We start from the raw sequence: 13,877 nt of genomic DNA on the forward strand, positions 1-13,877 counted from the left end.
GGCAGGTCAGTGGGACGTGGTGGCGGGGCAGGGGCTCAGCCGGTGCAGGAGGTCGTGCACCTGCGGATCGCTCAGCCGGTACCGGATCACCCGGCCGTCCCGGTGCGCCTCGACCGCACCGGCGGTACGCAGCACCCGGAGTGCCTGGGACACCGAGGTGTCCGACATACCGGTGGCGATCGCCAGGTCGGTCACGCTGATCGGGCCGGCGGCGTGTACGGCCAGCAACAGGGTGAGCCGGCCGGGTTCGGAGAGCAGGCCGAATCGGCGCGCCCAGCCCGCGACCCGGGTGGGTTCACCGATACCGGCGATGGCGTCGCACACCCTGTGGTCGTCGATGGTGTTGCGGTGGGCACGTTCAGCGGGAACGAGATGCACGGCTCCATCGTGCCAGACATAAAGCCCTATACCTGCGCAGTCTTGCAGATATGTGGGAGTGGTCCTAGGCTGTGCGCGCCGTGGTGATCGGGAAGACCGGTGTGAGTCCGGAGCGGCCCTCGCCACTGTGATCGGGTTCCTCCCGGCCACCCCCTCACGGGGAGCCACTGGGCGCACGTCGCGTCTGGGAAGGCGGGCGGGAGGGCGAACCCTCAGCCAGGAGACCGGCCACGGCACTTGACCATCGTCCACGAGGTGTTGGAAAGGTCCGGTGCCACCTGTGCACATTGCCGAGGGTTATCTGCCTCCCCTGCACGCCGTCGCGTGGACCGCGGCGGCCGCTCCGTTCATCGTCCATGGCGTCATCAGACTGGGCCGGGAGGTCCGGGAGAACCCCGAGGCCAAGCTGCTGCTCGGTGCCTCCGGGGCGTTCTGCTTCGTCTTGTCGGCACTGAAGATCCCGTCGGTCACCGGGAGCTGCTCGCACCCAACCGGGACGGGACTGGGCGCGATCCTGTTCCGGCCGCCCATCATGACCGTGCTGGGCACCATCACTCTGCTGTTCCAGGCTCTGCTGCTCGCGCACGGCGGGCTGACCACGCTCGGCGCCAACGCGTTCTCGATGGCGATCGTCGGGCCATGGGCCGGCTACGCGGTCTACCGCGCGTGCCGAGGCTTCGGACTGCTCCCGGCGGTCTTCGCCGGTGCCTTCGTCGCGGATCTGACGACGTACTGCGTGACCTCGGTGCAGCTGGCGCTGGCCTTCCCCGACCAGGAGAGCGGCTTCGCCGGTGCGCTGGCGAAGTTCGGCGGCATCTTCGCCGTCACCCAGATTCCGCTCGCGATCAGCGAAGGGCTGCTGACGGTGCTCGTCGTCCGGCTGCTGCGGAGCTCGGCCGCCGAGGACCTGCTGCGTCTCGGCGTCCTGCGTCAGAAGGACGTCGCCACGAAAGAGCAGGTGCCGGCATGAAGCGGTCCACCACCGTCAACCTGATGCTCCTGCTGGCCGTCGCGGCGCTGGCCGTCGCGCCGCTCGTCCTCGGCTCCGGCGACGGAAAGGAGGAGCCGTTCACCGGATCCGACGGCCAGGCCGAGACGGCGATCACCGAGAACGCCCCGCACTACGAGCCATGGTTCAGCTCCCTGTACGAACCGCCGTCCGGTGAGATCGAGTCGGCGCTCTTCGCACTCCAGGCCGCGGTCGGGGCGGGTGTGCTCGGCTACTACTTCGGCGTCGTCCGTACCCGGCGCAGGCTCGCCCCGGCGGCCGTGTCGGCAGAGCGTCCCGGCTCGGGCCCCTCGGTCCAGCCGGGTCCCTCGGCCCCGACCTCGACCGCGACGCCGTCACGGACGCCGCCGATGCGGCCGCCGACGGAGCCGCCCGCCGCGGGCGACTAGTGCTCGCCATCGACGCGGCCGCCTATCGCAGCCCTTGGCGGCGGCACCACCCCGCCGCCAAGGCGCTGCTGGCCGGAACGCTGCTCATCTGCGCAGTCTCGCTGCCGCCCTGGCCCGGAGCTCCGATCACCGCGGCCATCACGCTCGCCGTCGCCCTCGGCTGGGCCCGGGTGCCACCCGGCATGCTGCTGCGGGCGGCCCGTACGCCGGTGTCGTTCGCGCTCACCGGGTCGCTGACATTCCTGATCACGATCAGCGCGGACGGGATCGGCTGGGCTCCCGACGGCGCCCGCAGGATGGCCGACGTGGTCGCCCGCTGTGTCGCCGCGCTGCTGTGCCAGTTGCTGTTCGCGAGCACCACGCCCGTCGCCGACGCGCTGCCCCGGCTCATCCGCGTCGGCGTCCCCGCGGTCCTGGTCGAGGTGGCCCTGCTGATCTACCGCATGCTCTTCGTCGTCCTCGACACCACCCGTACGATCCGGACCGCCCAGGCCGGCCGGCTCGGTCACCGGTCGATCAGCGCGACCTGGCGCTCGCTCGGCGGGCTCGGCTCGGCGGTCTTCGTCCGTTCGTTCGACCGGGCCCGCCGGCTCGAGGTCGGCCTGGCCGGGCGCGGCTACACGGGCGCCCTCACCGTCGCCATCAAGGAGATTCCCCTGCGCACCCGCTTTCTCGCCGTCGCTCCGCTGCCCGGGCTGCTGGCCGTCGTGGCCACGCTCACCCTGGAGAGAGGGTGACGCCCGTGCTCAGCGCCCACGACCTGGGTTATTCGTACGAGGGGTCGGCGCCGGTCTTCCGCGACCTGACCCTGGAGATCCGGCCCGGCCGGGCACTCGCCGTGCTCGGCCCCAACGGTGTCGGCAAGACGACCCTGCTCCGGCTGCTGTGCGGCGGGCTGCGCCCGTCGCACGGTGAGATCCGGTTGCGCGGGGTGCCCGTGTCCTACCATCGTGCCGGGCTGACCGAACTGCGCACCAACGTGCAGCTCGTCCTGCAGGATCCCGACGACCAGCTCTTCGCCGCCGACGTCCGGCAGGACGTCTCGTTCGGCCCGGTCAACCTCGGCCTGGCCGCCGCCGAGGTGCACGGCCGGGTCGCCGACGCGCTGAGCGCAATGGAGATCACCGTACTGGCCGACCGGCCCACCCATCTGCTCTCGTTCGGCCAGCGCAAGAGGGTCGCGATCGCGGGCGCGCTTGCCCTGCGCCCCGCCGTGCTGGTGCTCGACGAGCCCACGGCGGGCCTGGACCCGGCGGGTGTGGAGGCACTGCTCATGACCCTGGCCCGCCTGCAGGCCGAGGGCACGACGATCGTGGCGTCGACCCACGACGTCGACCTCGCTCACCGCTGGGCCCAGGACGCCGCCGTCCTCGCCGGCGGTGTCCTGCACACCGGCCCGGCCGCGGAACTGCTCACCGACGAGTCGCTGCTGGCGGCCGCCCGGCTCCGCCCGGCCTGGGGGCCCGTCGTCGGGCGGGTGCTGCGCGCCCACGGCGTGCTCGCGGCCGACGCGCCCGACCCCCGTACGCCCGCGGACCTGCTCGTGGCAAACGGTTCCTCGCCGGGCGCCCTGTCGTAGGGCCTGGCCATAACGGCCCCTGGTGGCCACCGCGGCGCTCACCGAGGGGCACGGCCTCGCCGGCTGGGCGAGGCCGGCCGGGGTGCTGGCCGGTGGGTTCCTCGCGCTCCGACGGGCGCCGTTCCCGGTGGTGGTCATCGCGGCGGCCGCCACCACGGCCGTGCTGCGGCTGTGCGGCCTGCCCTGACCCTGCAGTTCGCCCTGACCCAGCGGCGTGCCCTGACTCAGGGGAGCGTGACGAACCTGCCGAGGAACTTTCGGGCCGAGGGCGTGTCCAGGCGGTAGTCGTAGTTGGTCGACGCGCAGGCGTCGTCCGCTCCGCTGACCGTCGTGGCCACGAGCAGGTCCGAAGAAACTCCGCCGAGGAAGTTCGGGCCGCCCGAGTCGCCGTAGCAGGTGCCGCCCTCGCGGCCGGACCCGTCTGGAGACAGCTCGAGCCACAGGCGGGTGAGGGCCTTGAAGGAGATGGACGTGCGGCGGCGGGTGTCGGTGTAGGTGAACTGGCCGTCAGCGCCGTCGACCGAGGTCTGGGCGCCGTATCCCACCGGAGTGAAGTCCGTCGTCTTCAGCTCGCCGCTGGCCTTGAGGCCGTTGAGCAGGCCCGCGGCGGGCAGTCTGGCGGGCCGGATGCCGGGGATCGGGGAGCTGAAGACGATCACCGCGATGTCGTGGTCGTGCGACTCGGAGTCGTACCGCTCGTTGGGCACGTAGCGCCCGGTGTGGACCTTGGCCCCAGGCTTGTAGCGGTGGGCGAAGGAGACCCGGGCGGTCTTCTGGCCTGATCCGCAATGGGCGGCGGTGACGAAGACCGTCGGCGAGATCAGCGTGCCGGTGCAGTAGGCCCAGGTGCCGTCATCGTTGGACTGATCGCCGATGAGGGCCCCCACCTGTGGGTGACCGGAGCGATCGGGGGAGCCGTTGGTGATGGCCCAGGAGGGGGAGGCCACACCCGTGATCGCCGCAGCGAGAACCGTGATGAAGAGAACAAAACGCATGGAACGGGACTTTAAGGGCAGATAGCCCGTAAATAGAACATTCTTGACAAAGATCTACCTTCGGCGCAATGCGTGGGTGCCGGGCGGAATCTCGACGATCACCGGCCTGGTCTGAGCAGGCGGCCGGCCGCCACGAGCTCGACGGTGACCAGGACGGCGACGGCCTCGACCGTCAGCAGGCCGATGAGCACGAGCAACTGGATCGCGCCGGCCTGCCCCGGGTCGGCGCCGCCCAGCAGCACGCCGACGAACGCGCCGGGCAGCGTCACCAGCCCGACGGTGCGCGTCTGGTCGAGGGCGGGGACGAGGGCGAGCGCGGCGGCGGGGCGGCACACCTCCAGCGCGGCGTCCCGGGGCATCAGGCCGATGGCCAGCGCCGCCTCGTACTCCCCGTGCCGGGTCCGCAGCTCGTCGAGGGCCCGCCGTCCGGCGAGCGCGGTCGCGGTCATCGCCCCGCCGATGAGGATTCCGGCGATCGGCAGCACCGAGACAGGGCGTGCGGGCATGACCCCCGTGCCGAGGAGCAACCCGAGTACCGGTGCCACTCCCGCCGCGATCGGGACCAGGACCCACCGGCCGCGCAGGGCCGATCCGGTCACGCGGCGACCGGCCGTGGCCGACGCGACCAGCACCATGAGGGTGATGAAAGCCGAGGTCCACCCCACGCTGCTCAGCACCGCGGTGATCAGTAGGGACACCAGTGCGAGCTGCACCGTGGCCCGCCCCGCCGCCACGAGCACCTCGCGGGCGTCCCCGAGCGAACCGAGCCGTACGAGCAGCGCGGCACCCACCGCCAGCAGGATCAGCACCACGGCGAGCAGCGGGCCCAGCTCGACGCCGGGCGTCGCGGGAGCGGCGGTCATCTCCGTTCTCACATTGGCCCCCCGGACGCTCGCGCGCAAGCCGGGGGTACCGTTCGGCCGGTGCTCAGGGCCGACCGGTGAGGTAACCGCCCATGGTCTTGAAGAACTCCCCGGCGGGGAACTCGATGCCGTCGTCGGTCCGGACCCGCTCGATGAGCAGGCCCGGATTGCGCCCGTGCCGGGCGTCGGCACCGGCGACGATGACGACTCCGTCGCCCTCCTTGATGAAGATCCGGCCGGGCGTGCCGCCGTACCGGCCCTTCGACGTGGACGCGGACAGGATCCGGACGCGCTCACCCCGGTGGAAGGTGAAGGCGTTGGGGTAGGGGTCGGACTGCGCGCGGACCAGGTTGGCGATGTCGCGCGCCGGCCAGGTCCAGTCGATGCGGCTGTCCTCGATCGACCGCTTGTGGAAGAAGCCGGCCTTCGATCGGTCCTGCGGGATCCAGTCGGTACGGCCCGAGGCGATCAGGTCGAGCCCGTCGACCGTGATCGGGCCGAACAGCTCGATCGTCTTGTGGAACAGGTCGGTCGCGGTGTCGGTGGGCCCGACCGGGACGGTGCGCTGGAGGACGATGTCGCCGGCGTCGAGTTCCTCGGTCATGATGTGCGCGGTGACGCCGACCTCGCTCTCACCGTTGATGAGCGCCCAGATGAGCGGTGAGAACCCGGCGTAGGCGGGCAGCAACGAGTCGTGGACGTTGAGCGTGCCGTGCGGCGGCAGGTCGAAGACGTGCGGCGGGATCCACGTGCGCCAGTTGGTCGCCACGATGATGTCCGGCTCGGCCGCCTTGAGGCGGTGCAGCAGTTCCTCGTCGTCGGGCCGGTCGCGCAGGATGACCGGGACGCCGTGCTCCTCGGCCAGGTCGGCCACGGAGTCGCTCCAGATCCTCTCGTAGGCGTGGTCGCTCTTCGGATGCGTGACGGCCAGGGCGACCTCGTGTTCCGATGCGAGCAGCGCCTGAAGCGTGCGATGCCCCCAGGTCTGGTAACCGAACATGACGACCCGCATGATTCTCCCTCTCACGTGGACATGGCCTTGAGCATGACCTTGAGACATGGCCCTGAGAAGTAAAGCAAGGCTAACCTAACTAGGCAATGCCCGAACGGTGCTCATGTCCCTCCGACGAGAGGCTCCCGTGATACTCGACCTGAGGCTGGAAGGGGGCCGGGTCGTCACGATGGACCCCGCCCGTCCGTTCGCGAGCACGATCGGAATCTGGCGCGGCCGGATCGCCGGGCTCGACGACGAGGTGGCGGGCCTGCGGGCGGCGCGGGTCGTCGATCTGGACGGCGCGACCGTACTCCCCGGCTTCATCGACGCCCACACCCACCTCGCGTGGGAGGGACTGGCCGCCCGGACGGTGGACGTCTCCGGTTGCGAGCGGGTCGAGCAGGTACTCGACACGATCGGGCGGGCCGCGCGCCGCGGCGCGGGCGACGGCTGGCTGGAGGCGTCGGGCTATGACCACCGGCGGCTGGAGCGCCCGCTGACCGCCGCCGACCTCGACCTGGTCGCCGCGGGCCGGCCGGTGTACGTACAGGACCTCTCCGGTCACGCATGTGTGGTCAACGGTGCCGTGCTCGACCTGCTGCCCGAGGAGGCTCTGGGCAACCCCGGCGTTGAGGTGGACGCCGGCGGCCGTCCGACCGGCGGGCTGTCCGAAGGCGCCCAGACCGCCGCGCGCCGGCTGCGGCTGCCGTACTCGGCCGACGAACTCGACGAGGCCATCGCGTACAGCGCCCGGCGGTGCCTGGCCGAGGGGGTGACCATGTGCGCGGAGGCGGGAGTCGGCGGCGGGCTGGTCGGGCACAGCCCCGTCGAGGTGGCGGTCTACCAGCGAATGGCCGAGGAGGAACGGCTGCCGATCAGGATGCAGCTGATGGTCGCCGCCGAATTCCTGCGGCCGGCCGGCGCACATCCGGCGGATGGGACGCCCCGCTCGATCGACCTCGGTGTCCGCACCGGGCTCGGCGACGACCGCCTGTCGATCGGCGCGCTCAAGGTCTTCCTCGACGGCGGGATGATGGCGCGGACGGCCGCGCTGACCAACCCGTACGAGCGGGTCGGCGGAACGGGACAGCTGCAGGACGAGCCCGAGGCGCTCGCCGCGCTCATCGTCGACGGGCACCTCGCGGGTTGGCAGCTCGCCGTCCACGCGATCGGCGACCGCGCCGTCGACCTCGCCCTCGACGCCGTCGAGGAGGCCCAGCGCAGGCGGCGCAGGCCGGACGCGCGGCACCGTATCGAGCACTGCGGGCTCGTCCGCCCGGACCAGCTCGACCGGCTGGCCGCGGCCGGGGTCATACCGGTGATCCAGCCCAGCTTCCTGTGGGCCTACGGCGACGACTACGCCGAGGTGATGGGCGCGCACCGGGCGCCGTGGATGTACCGCGGGCGTTCCTTCCTCGACCGCGGCATGACCGTGGCCGGCAGCTCCGACCGGCCGGTCGCCACTGGTGCGCCGCTCCGCGCCGTCCAGTTCATGGCCGAGCGGCTCTCGTCCGGCGGCCGGGCCGTCGGCCCCGGCGAACGCGTCGCCGTGGACGAGGCGCTGGCCGCCTACACGCGGGGAGGCGCGTACGCCTGCCGCCGCGACGACGTGCTGGGCAGTGTGACGGCGGGCAAGCTCGCCGATCTGGTCGTGCTCGCCGACGACCCGAGGAAGGCCGAGGTGTCGCGCATCGCGGACATCGAGGTGCTGGCGACGCTCGTCGGCGGTGACCTCGTCCACGACCGGGCGGGCCTCGGTTGAGCCGCGCGGAACGTTCTTGACACGTTTCGACCCCGATGGTTGGGTGACGTAAGGCTAGCCTTGGTTAGGTGAGCCTTACCTAAATAGTCGCGAGCTGCTTCGGCCCGACCTTTTCGAAAGGGCGCACATGTCCGTCTCGGAACCGCATGTCCATGACCTGGTCGGGATCGGCTTCGGCCCCTCGAACCTGGCCCTCGCGATCGCGCTGCGCGAGCACAACGCAGAGGCGGACGAGACGATCGACGCGGTGTTCTTCGAGAAGCAACCGGCGTTCGGCTGGCACCGCGGCATGCTCATCGAGGGCACGACCATGCAGGTGTCGTTCCTCAAGGACCTGGTCACCATGCGCAACCCGGCGAGCGGGTTCGGGTTCCTGTCGTACCTGCAAGCCAAGGGCAGGCTGGTCGACTTCATCAACCACAAGACGATGTTCCCCTCCAGGGTCGAGTTCCACGACTACCTGGAGTGGGCCGCGAGCCGCTTCATCGACCAGGTGCGGTACGACTCCGAGGTGGTCTCGGCCAGCCCGGTCACCGTGGACGGGACGATCGAGTACCTCGACGTCGTCGTCCGTCGCGGGGGAGGCGCCGGCCAGACCGGGCGAGCGCGATCCGGCACGGAGCTGACGACGTGCCGGACCCGCAACCTCGTCATCGCGGCCGGGCTCGATCCGGTGCTACCGCCCGGCGTGGTGGCCGGGGAGCAGGTCTGGCACAGTCACGAGCTGCTCACCCGGCTGCCCGAGCTGACCGAGCCGCAGCGCGTCCTCGTGGTCGGGGCCGGGCAGAGCGCCGCGGAGGTCACCGAGCATCTGCACAGCACCTTCCCGGCCGCGGAGGTGTGCGCCGTCTTCACCAAGTACGGCTACACGCCCGCCGACGACAGCTCCTTCGCCAACCGCATCTTCGACCCCGAGGCGGTCGAGCACTATTACGCCGCGCCCGAGGAGGTCAAGCGGATGCTGCTGGCCTACCACGGCTCGACCAACTACTCGGTGGTCGACCTCGAGCTCATCGACGAGCTCTACCGCCGCGTCTACCAGGAGAAGGTGCTCGGCGCCGAGCGGCTGCGCATCCTCAACGCCTCGCGTGTCGTCGATCTCGACACCCGTCCGGCCGGCGTCCGCGCCACGGTCGAGTTCCTGCCCACCGGCGCGCGCACCGTCCTCGACGCCGACCTCCTCGTCTACGCGACCGGCTATCGGCCCGGAGACCCGCTGGCCCTGCTGGGCGAGGTGGGGGAGCACTGCCGCACGCGCGCCGAGGGCGGCCTGCGCGTCGAGCGCGACTACCGGGTGGCCACCACCGGCGACGTACGCTGCGGCATCTACCTTCAGGGCGCCACCGAGCACACGCACGGGCTCACCTCGACGCTGCTCTCCAACACCGCCGTCCGGGCCGGTGAGATCGTCGGCTCGATCGCCGGGCGCTCGACCGCCGCCCCACCGCCGTACGCGATGTCGCGCTGAACCGGCCGCGGCCCCGCACCCGACGCCGTCACGTCCGGCCGGGGCAGGGCCGCGGCCGATTCGAAGCGCGGCCGGTTCGGAGCGCGGCGCTCAGGTCACCGCGCGGCCCCGGCCGACCGCTCGGAGTGGTGGCGCCCCATCGGGATGACCAGGGGGGTGCCGCTGACCGGGTCGGTGACGACCTGGCAGCGCAGGTCGAAGACCTCCTCGACCAACTCCGCGTCGATCACCTCGGCGGGGTCGCCGGCCGCCACGACACGGCCCTCCTTCATCGCGATGACGTGGTCGGCGTAGCGGCACGCCTGGTTCAGGTCGTGCAGGACCATCACGATCGTGCGGTTCTCCCGCCGGTTCAGGTCGACGACGAGGTCGAGGACGTCGATCTGGTGGGCCAGGTCGAGGAACGTCGTCGGCTCGTCGAGGAGCAGCACCGGCGTGCCCTGGGCGACGGCCATCGCGATCCAGGCCCGCTGGCGCTGTCCGCCGGAGAGCTCGTCGACCGGACGGCGCGCCTGGTCGAGCATCGCGGTCGCCTTCAGTGCCTCGGTCACCGCCTGCTCGTCGGCCGACGACCACTGGCGCCACCACGACTGGTGCGGTGCCCGTCCCTGGCCGACCAGGTCGATGACGGTGAGCCCTTTTGGGGCGATCGGCGCCTGCGGCAGGATCCCCAGTTGCTGCGCCACCCGCCGGGTCGGCATGGAGTGGATCGAACGGCCGTCCAGGTGCACCGTGCCCGTACGGGGGGTGAGCAGCCGGGCCAGTGCCCGCAGGAGGGTGGATTTGCCGCACGCGTTCGCGCCCACGATGACGCTGATCCGGCCGGGCGGGACCGTCAGGTCGAGGCCGTCGACGACCACCCGGTCGCCGTAGGCCAGGCGCAGCCCGCCGGCCCGCAACTCGGGGGCTTCCCGCGGGGGTGCCGTGCCGTTCGGCGACTCCGATGTCACTTTCAGCCTCCTGAACCGGTGCGGTTGGCCCTGGCGAGCAGCCAGAGCAGGAACGGTGCGCCGAGCACGCCGGTGACGACACCGACCGGCAGCTCCATGTCGGTGATGAGCCGCCGCCCGATCAGGTCGCCGACCAGCACGATCAGGGCGCCCGTGAGGGCCGAGGCGGTCAGCGGAGGCCAGGCCGTACGGGCCAGGCGCAAGGCGATCTGCGGGGCGACGAGGGCAACGAAGGCGATCGGGCCGGCGGCCGCGGTGCCGAACGCGACCAGCCCGACGCCGGTGAGCAGCAGGGCCAGCCGGGCCCGCTGCACCGGTATGCCGAGCCCGACGGCTACCTCGTCGCCGAGTTGCAGCGTGCGCGTCCAGCGGCTCAGCAGGAGGGCGGCCGGCAACAGCACGGCCATGGTCAGCGCGAGCGGCCGCACATGACCCCAGTTCCGGTTGCCCAGGTCGCCGAAGAGCCAGCCCAGCGCCTCTTGCGCCTCGTACAGTCTCGCCCGCGCGATGAGGTACTCGGTCGTGCTGGTGAACAGCCAGGACACCCCGATGCCGACCAGGATGATGCGGTAGCCGGTGGTGCCGCGCTTCCAGGCCAGTACGTAGATCAGCAGCGCGGTGATGAGCGCGCCCGACAGCCCGAGCGTCTGGGTACCGAGTCCGGTGCCGAAGCCGAGGACGAGTCCCGCGACGACGGCCGTGCCCGCCCCCGCCGTGATCCCGATCATGTCGGGACTGGCCAGCGGGTTGCGGGTCATCGTCTGGAACAGCGCGCCCGAGACGCCGAAGGCGGCGCCGACCAGCAGCCCGGTCAGCGCCCTCGGCAGGCGCAGCTCCTGGACGATGAGCAGCGTGCCCCCGTCGCCCGATCCCCAGAGGGCCGGCACGACGTCCGAGAGCGCGAGCGGATAGTCGCCCGTGGCGATCCCGAAGCAGAAGACGGCGAACGTGGCGGCGGCCAGCAGCAGGCAGACGACCAGCAGCCGGGGCCGCACCAGACCCGAGACCGGCGGGCGGGCGATGCGGACGGCTGTGCGGCCGGCCGTCCGGCTCAGCTCGACGCCGGGGATCAGGCCGGTCATGTGGTGAGCTCCGCGAGCCGGCGCCGGCGGACCAGCGCGATGAAGAAGGGCGCGCCGACGAACGCGACGACGATGCCGACCTGAACCTCCTGGGGCCGGGCGATGACGCGCCCGGCGATGTCGGCCATGAGCAGCAGGCACGGGGCGAGCAGCATGGAGAAGGGCAGCAGCCACCGCTGGTCCGGCCCGGTGATGATCCGGGCCGCGTGCGGGACCACCAGACCGACGAAGACGATCGGTCCCACGACCGCCACGGCCCCGCCGGTGAGCAACGTCACCGCCAGGAGTCCCTGGAGACGGACCAGCCCGGGCCGCCGGCCGAGCGAGGCGGCGACGTCGTCGCCGAGGGACAGATTGTTCAGCGCGGGGCCGGCGGCGAGAGCGAGGAGCGCTCCAACGGCCAGGAACGGCAGAACCCGCAGGATGGTCGGCATGTCCTGGCCGGCGAGCGAGCCGGCGGACCAGAAGCGGTAGCGGTTGAGCGCCTCCGGCGAGATCAGGGCCAGAGCGCCGGTGAGCGAGCTCATCATGAAGGTGACGGCGACACCGGCCAGCGCGAGCTTGACCGGGGTCGTGCCGCCCCGGCCGAGACCGCCGAGGACGTACACCACGACGCTCGCGACGAGCGCCCCCGTGAACGCAAACCAGATCGTGGCGTACAGCGAGGCGATCCCGAGCACCCCGATCGCCACGACGATGCCCAGGGCCGAACCCGCGCTCACGCCCATCAGGCCAGGATCCGCGAGCGGATTGCGGGTCAGCGCCTGCATCACCGCGCCCGCCAGGCCGAGCGCGGCGCCGGCGGCCAGCCCCAGTGCGGTCCGGGGCACGCGGACGCCCCAGACGATCGCGTCGGCCTGCGTGTCGCGCGAGTGCAGGAGCGTTCCGACGACTTCACCGAGAGGGATCTGGCGGCTGCCCACCGCGATCGATATCAGGCACAGAAGCACGAGCGCCCCGAGCGTCAGCACCAGCAGGATGGGGCGTCTCAATGCGTGCGTTCGGGTGGGCGCCGCCTCGGGGCGCTGGGTGAGCCCGCCGGCCGGCGGCTCCATGTCGAGCATCACGCCCCCAACTTGATCTTTAGGTTAGGCATACCTTACTCATAGGTCCGCGCCCCCTGCCAGCCTTGGGTCGACCGGCGGATGGCGTGGTCTTGTAATTAGGCAAGCCTTACCTTAGTGTCGCGATCGCCGGGTGGTGGCGACGGATGCCCTCGGTCCGCACCTCCGAAGGGAAGCCGATGTCCACTGCTGCACCGCTCTCCGAGCGCGTCCGGCCGCCGATCCTGGTCCTGACGTTGGTGTTGGCGCTGTCGCTGGTGCTCGCCGCCTGCGGGAGCGGGGACGACGACGCGGCCCCGCGGGCCGAGCCGGCCAAGGGTCAGGGCGCCTTCCCGGTGCGCATCGACCACAAGTACGGCACGACCGAGATCAGCGCGCAGGCGAAGCGCGTCGTGACGCTCGGCCTCAGTGACCAGGACGCGGTGCTCGCGCTCGGGATCAAGCCGGTCGGTGCAGTCGACTGGTTCAAGGAGCGTCCCTACGGCAAGTGGGCGTGGACCCAGGGGCTCTGGGGAGCCTCGCCGCCGACCATCGTCGGGGAGCGTGACAACTTCAACATCGAGAAGATCGCCGTCCTCGAGCCCGACCTCATCATCGCGCTCTACTCGGGGATGAAGAAGGAGCAGTACGACGCGCTCAGCAGGATCGCGCCGACGGTCGGGCAGCCACTGAAGTACGACGACTACGCGGCTCCGTGGCAGGAGATGACCCGGATGACCGGCCGCGCACTCGGCATGGAGGCCCGCGCGAACGAGCTGATCACCAAGATCGACCAGCGCTTCGCGCAGGTGCGCGAGGAGTACCCGGAGTTCGCCGGGAAGACGACTGCCGTCGTCGATCCCTACGAGGCCGGAAAGTACGCGGTCTTCGCCCCCAGCGACCCCAAGGTGGTGTTCATGACGTCCCTGGGCTTCAGCGTGCCCGAGAAGGTCACCAAGGCGGTCGGCAAGGAGTACGCGGCCGAGATCGGCTCCGAGCGGCTGGACCTCGTGGACGTGGACCGGCTCGTGTTCCTCACCGGCGATCCGACGGCGCGGAAGCGGGTCGAGGCCGACGAGGTCTTCGGCACCCTCGAGGTCGCCAAGGAGAAGCGGGCCCTGTTCGCGCCGTACGAGGACCCGCCCGTCGGTGCCGCGCTGTCGTTCAACACCGTCCTCAGCGTGCCCTACGCCATCGATCAGATCATTCCGCTCCTCACCGCCCCGGCGAGCTGACTCCACGGGGTCCCGGCGGCGGCGACCCCACCGCCGGGACCGCGATGAACGGTGAAATGTCCCTGGGTCGTGGATGAACCATGCCCACAGGCGAAGTGTGCTCGATCGGCACTGTGTCGGAAAGGCGAAG

The 13,877-nt window shown here is 71.4% G+C and carries 15 protein-coding genes and 1 riboswitch; of the genes, 8 read left to right on the top strand and 7 right to left on the bottom strand.

Annotation, left to right across the window (positions count from 1 at the left end; translation table 11 throughout):
- Positions 1 to 6: 6 nt before the first annotated feature.
- Positions 7 to 378, bottom strand: coding sequence for an ArsR/SmtB family transcription factor (locus tag HKK74_RS40945; RefSeq protein WP_187244831.1), 372 nt, complete (start codon positions 376 to 378; stop codon positions 7 to 9).
- Between the two features lie 42 nt (positions 379 to 420).
- A riboswitch (cobalamin riboswitch) is annotated at positions 421 to 624 on the top strand.
- Positions 625 to 658: 34 nt separating this feature from the next.
- On the opposite strand from HKK74_RS40945, the gene HKK74_RS20240 reads away from it, so the two are divergent.
- From HKK74_RS20240 to HKK74_RS20260, 5 genes are read left to right on the top strand one after another with little or no spacing between them, the layout of a single operon-like run.
- Entirely contained in the window at positions 659 to 1,348 is a 690-nt protein-coding gene (locus HKK74_RS20240) for an energy-coupling factor ABC transporter permease (RefSeq protein ID WP_187244832.1), read from the top strand.
- Entirely contained in the window at positions 1,345 to 1,776 is a 432-nt protein-coding gene (locus HKK74_RS20245) for an energy-coupling factor ABC transporter substrate-binding protein (protein ID WP_187244833.1), read from the top strand. The genes HKK74_RS20240 and HKK74_RS20245 overlap by 4 nt, the downstream gene beginning before the upstream one ends.
- Positions 1,776 to 2,513: a cobalt ECF transporter T component CbiQ gene (gene cbiQ, locus HKK74_RS20250; protein ID WP_187244834.1), complete on the top strand. Its 738-nt coding sequence runs from the start codon at positions 1,776 to 1,778 to the stop codon at positions 2,511 to 2,513. The genes HKK74_RS20245 and cbiQ overlap by 1 nt, the downstream gene beginning before the upstream one ends.
- Positions 2,510 to 3,355, top strand: coding sequence for an energy-coupling factor ABC transporter ATP-binding protein (locus HKK74_RS20255; protein ID WP_187244835.1), 846 nt, complete (start codon positions 2,510 to 2,512; stop codon positions 3,353 to 3,355). Before cbiQ ends, HKK74_RS20255 begins: the two co-directional genes overlap by 4 nt.
- 22 nt (positions 3,356 to 3,377) lie before the next feature.
- The gene (locus tag HKK74_RS20260) at positions 3,378 to 3,542 is read left to right on the top strand and encodes a hypothetical protein (protein ID WP_222722519.1); all 165 of its coding nucleotides are present in this window, start codon (positions 3,378 to 3,380) and stop codon (positions 3,540 to 3,542) included.
- 37 nt (positions 3,543 to 3,579) lie between these two features.
- Here HKK74_RS20260 and HKK74_RS20265 read toward each other — a convergent pair whose 3' ends face one another.
- From HKK74_RS20265 to HKK74_RS20275, 3 genes are all read right to left on the bottom strand, one after another.
- Positions 3,580 to 4,350 (bottom strand): S1 family peptidase, encoded by a 771-nt coding sequence (locus HKK74_RS20265; protein WP_187244836.1) that lies wholly within the window; start codon positions 4,348 to 4,350, stop codon positions 3,580 to 3,582.
- Positions 4,351 to 4,448: 98 nt separating this feature from the next.
- Positions 4,449 to 5,213 carry an ABC transporter permease gene (locus HKK74_RS20270; RefSeq protein ID WP_187244837.1) on the bottom strand — a complete coding sequence of 255 codons (765 nt, stop codon included), beginning with the start codon at positions 5,211 to 5,213 and terminating at the stop codon, positions 4,449 to 4,451.
- Positions 5,214 to 5,277: 64 nt separating this feature from the next.
- Entirely contained in the window at positions 5,278 to 6,225 is a 948-nt protein-coding gene (locus HKK74_RS20275; RefSeq protein ID WP_187244838.1) for a methionyl-tRNA formyltransferase, read from the bottom strand.
- 127 nt (positions 6,226 to 6,352) lie between these two features.
- Here HKK74_RS20275 and HKK74_RS20280 point away from each other — a divergent pair, with 127 nt between their 5' ends.
- Both HKK74_RS20280 and HKK74_RS20285 read left to right on the top strand, forming a co-directional pair.
- Entirely contained in the window at positions 6,353 to 7,969 is a 1,617-nt protein-coding gene (locus HKK74_RS20280; RefSeq protein WP_312881636.1) for an amidohydrolase, read from the top strand.
- A gap of 127 nt (positions 7,970 to 8,096) precedes the next feature.
- Positions 8,097 to 9,437 (top strand): lysine N(6)-hydroxylase/L-ornithine N(5)-oxygenase family protein, encoded by a 1,341-nt coding sequence (locus tag HKK74_RS20285; RefSeq protein ID WP_187244840.1) that lies wholly within the window; start codon positions 8,097 to 8,099, stop codon positions 9,435 to 9,437.
- Between the two features lie 95 nt (positions 9,438 to 9,532).
- Here the strand turns inward: HKK74_RS20285 and HKK74_RS20290 are convergent, their stop codons facing one another.
- From HKK74_RS20290 to HKK74_RS20300, 3 genes are read right to left on the bottom strand one after another with little or no spacing between them, the layout of a single operon-like run.
- Positions 9,533 to 10,387 carry an ABC transporter ATP-binding protein gene (locus tag HKK74_RS20290; protein WP_187244841.1) on the bottom strand — a complete coding sequence of 285 codons (855 nt, stop codon included), beginning with the start codon at positions 10,385 to 10,387 and terminating at the stop codon, positions 9,533 to 9,535.
- Between the two features lie 2 nt (positions 10,388 to 10,389).
- Positions 10,390 to 11,469 (bottom strand): FecCD family ABC transporter permease, encoded by a 1,080-nt coding sequence (locus tag HKK74_RS20295; protein WP_187244842.1) that lies wholly within the window; start codon positions 11,467 to 11,469, stop codon positions 10,390 to 10,392.
- Positions 11,466 to 12,533 (bottom strand): FecCD family ABC transporter permease, encoded by a 1,068-nt coding sequence (locus HKK74_RS20300; RefSeq protein WP_246491802.1) that lies wholly within the window; start codon positions 12,531 to 12,533, stop codon positions 11,466 to 11,468. Before HKK74_RS20300 ends, HKK74_RS20295 begins: the two co-directional genes overlap by 4 nt.
- Before the next feature lie 179 nt (positions 12,534 to 12,712).
- On the opposite strand from HKK74_RS20300, the gene HKK74_RS20305 reads away from it, so the two are divergent.
- On the top strand, positions 12,713 to 13,747 hold the full coding sequence (locus HKK74_RS20305) for an iron-siderophore ABC transporter substrate-binding protein (RefSeq protein WP_187244843.1): 1,035 nt from the start codon (positions 12,713 to 12,715) through the stop codon (positions 13,745 to 13,747).
- The last annotated feature ends 130 nt before the right edge of the window (positions 13,748 to 13,877 follow it).

The organism is Actinomadura alba (genome assembly GCF_014323705.1).
GTDB lineage: Bacteria > Actinomycetota > Actinomycetes > Streptosporangiales > Streptosporangiaceae > Actinomadura_C > Actinomadura_C alba.

What these genes read in the sequence shown, in the direction of transcription:
- HKK74_RS20275 (WP_187244838.1), bottom strand. Translation starts at nt 6,225, where the DNA reads ATGCGGGTCGTCATGTTCGGTTACCAGACCTGGGGGCATCGCACGCTT.
- HKK74_RS20245 (WP_187244833.1), top strand. Translation starts at nt 1,345, where the DNA reads ATGAAGCGGTCCACCACCGTCAACCTGATGCTCCTGCTGGCCGTCGCG.
- HKK74_RS20265 (WP_187244836.1), bottom strand. Translation starts at nt 4,350, where the DNA reads ATGCGTTTTGTTCTCTTCATCACGGTTCTCGCTGCGGCGATCACGGGT.
- HKK74_RS20300 (WP_246491802.1), bottom strand. Translation starts at nt 12,533, where the DNA reads ATGCTCGACATGGAGCCGCCGGCCGGCGGGCTCACCCAGCGCCCCGAG.
- HKK74_RS20270 (WP_187244837.1), bottom strand. Translation starts at nt 5,213, where the DNA reads ATGACCGCCGCTCCCGCGACGCCCGGCGTCGAGCTGGGCCCGCTGCTC.
- HKK74_RS20285 (WP_187244840.1), top strand. Translation starts at nt 8,097, where the DNA reads ATGTCCGTCTCGGAACCGCATGTCCATGACCTGGTCGGGATCGGCTTC.
- HKK74_RS20295 (WP_187244842.1), bottom strand. Translation starts at nt 11,469, where the DNA reads ATGACCGGCCTGATCCCCGGCGTCGAGCTGAGCCGGACGGCCGGCCGC.
- HKK74_RS20305 (WP_187244843.1), top strand. Translation starts at nt 12,713, where the DNA reads ATGTCCACTGCTGCACCGCTCTCCGAGCGCGTCCGGCCGCCGATCCTG.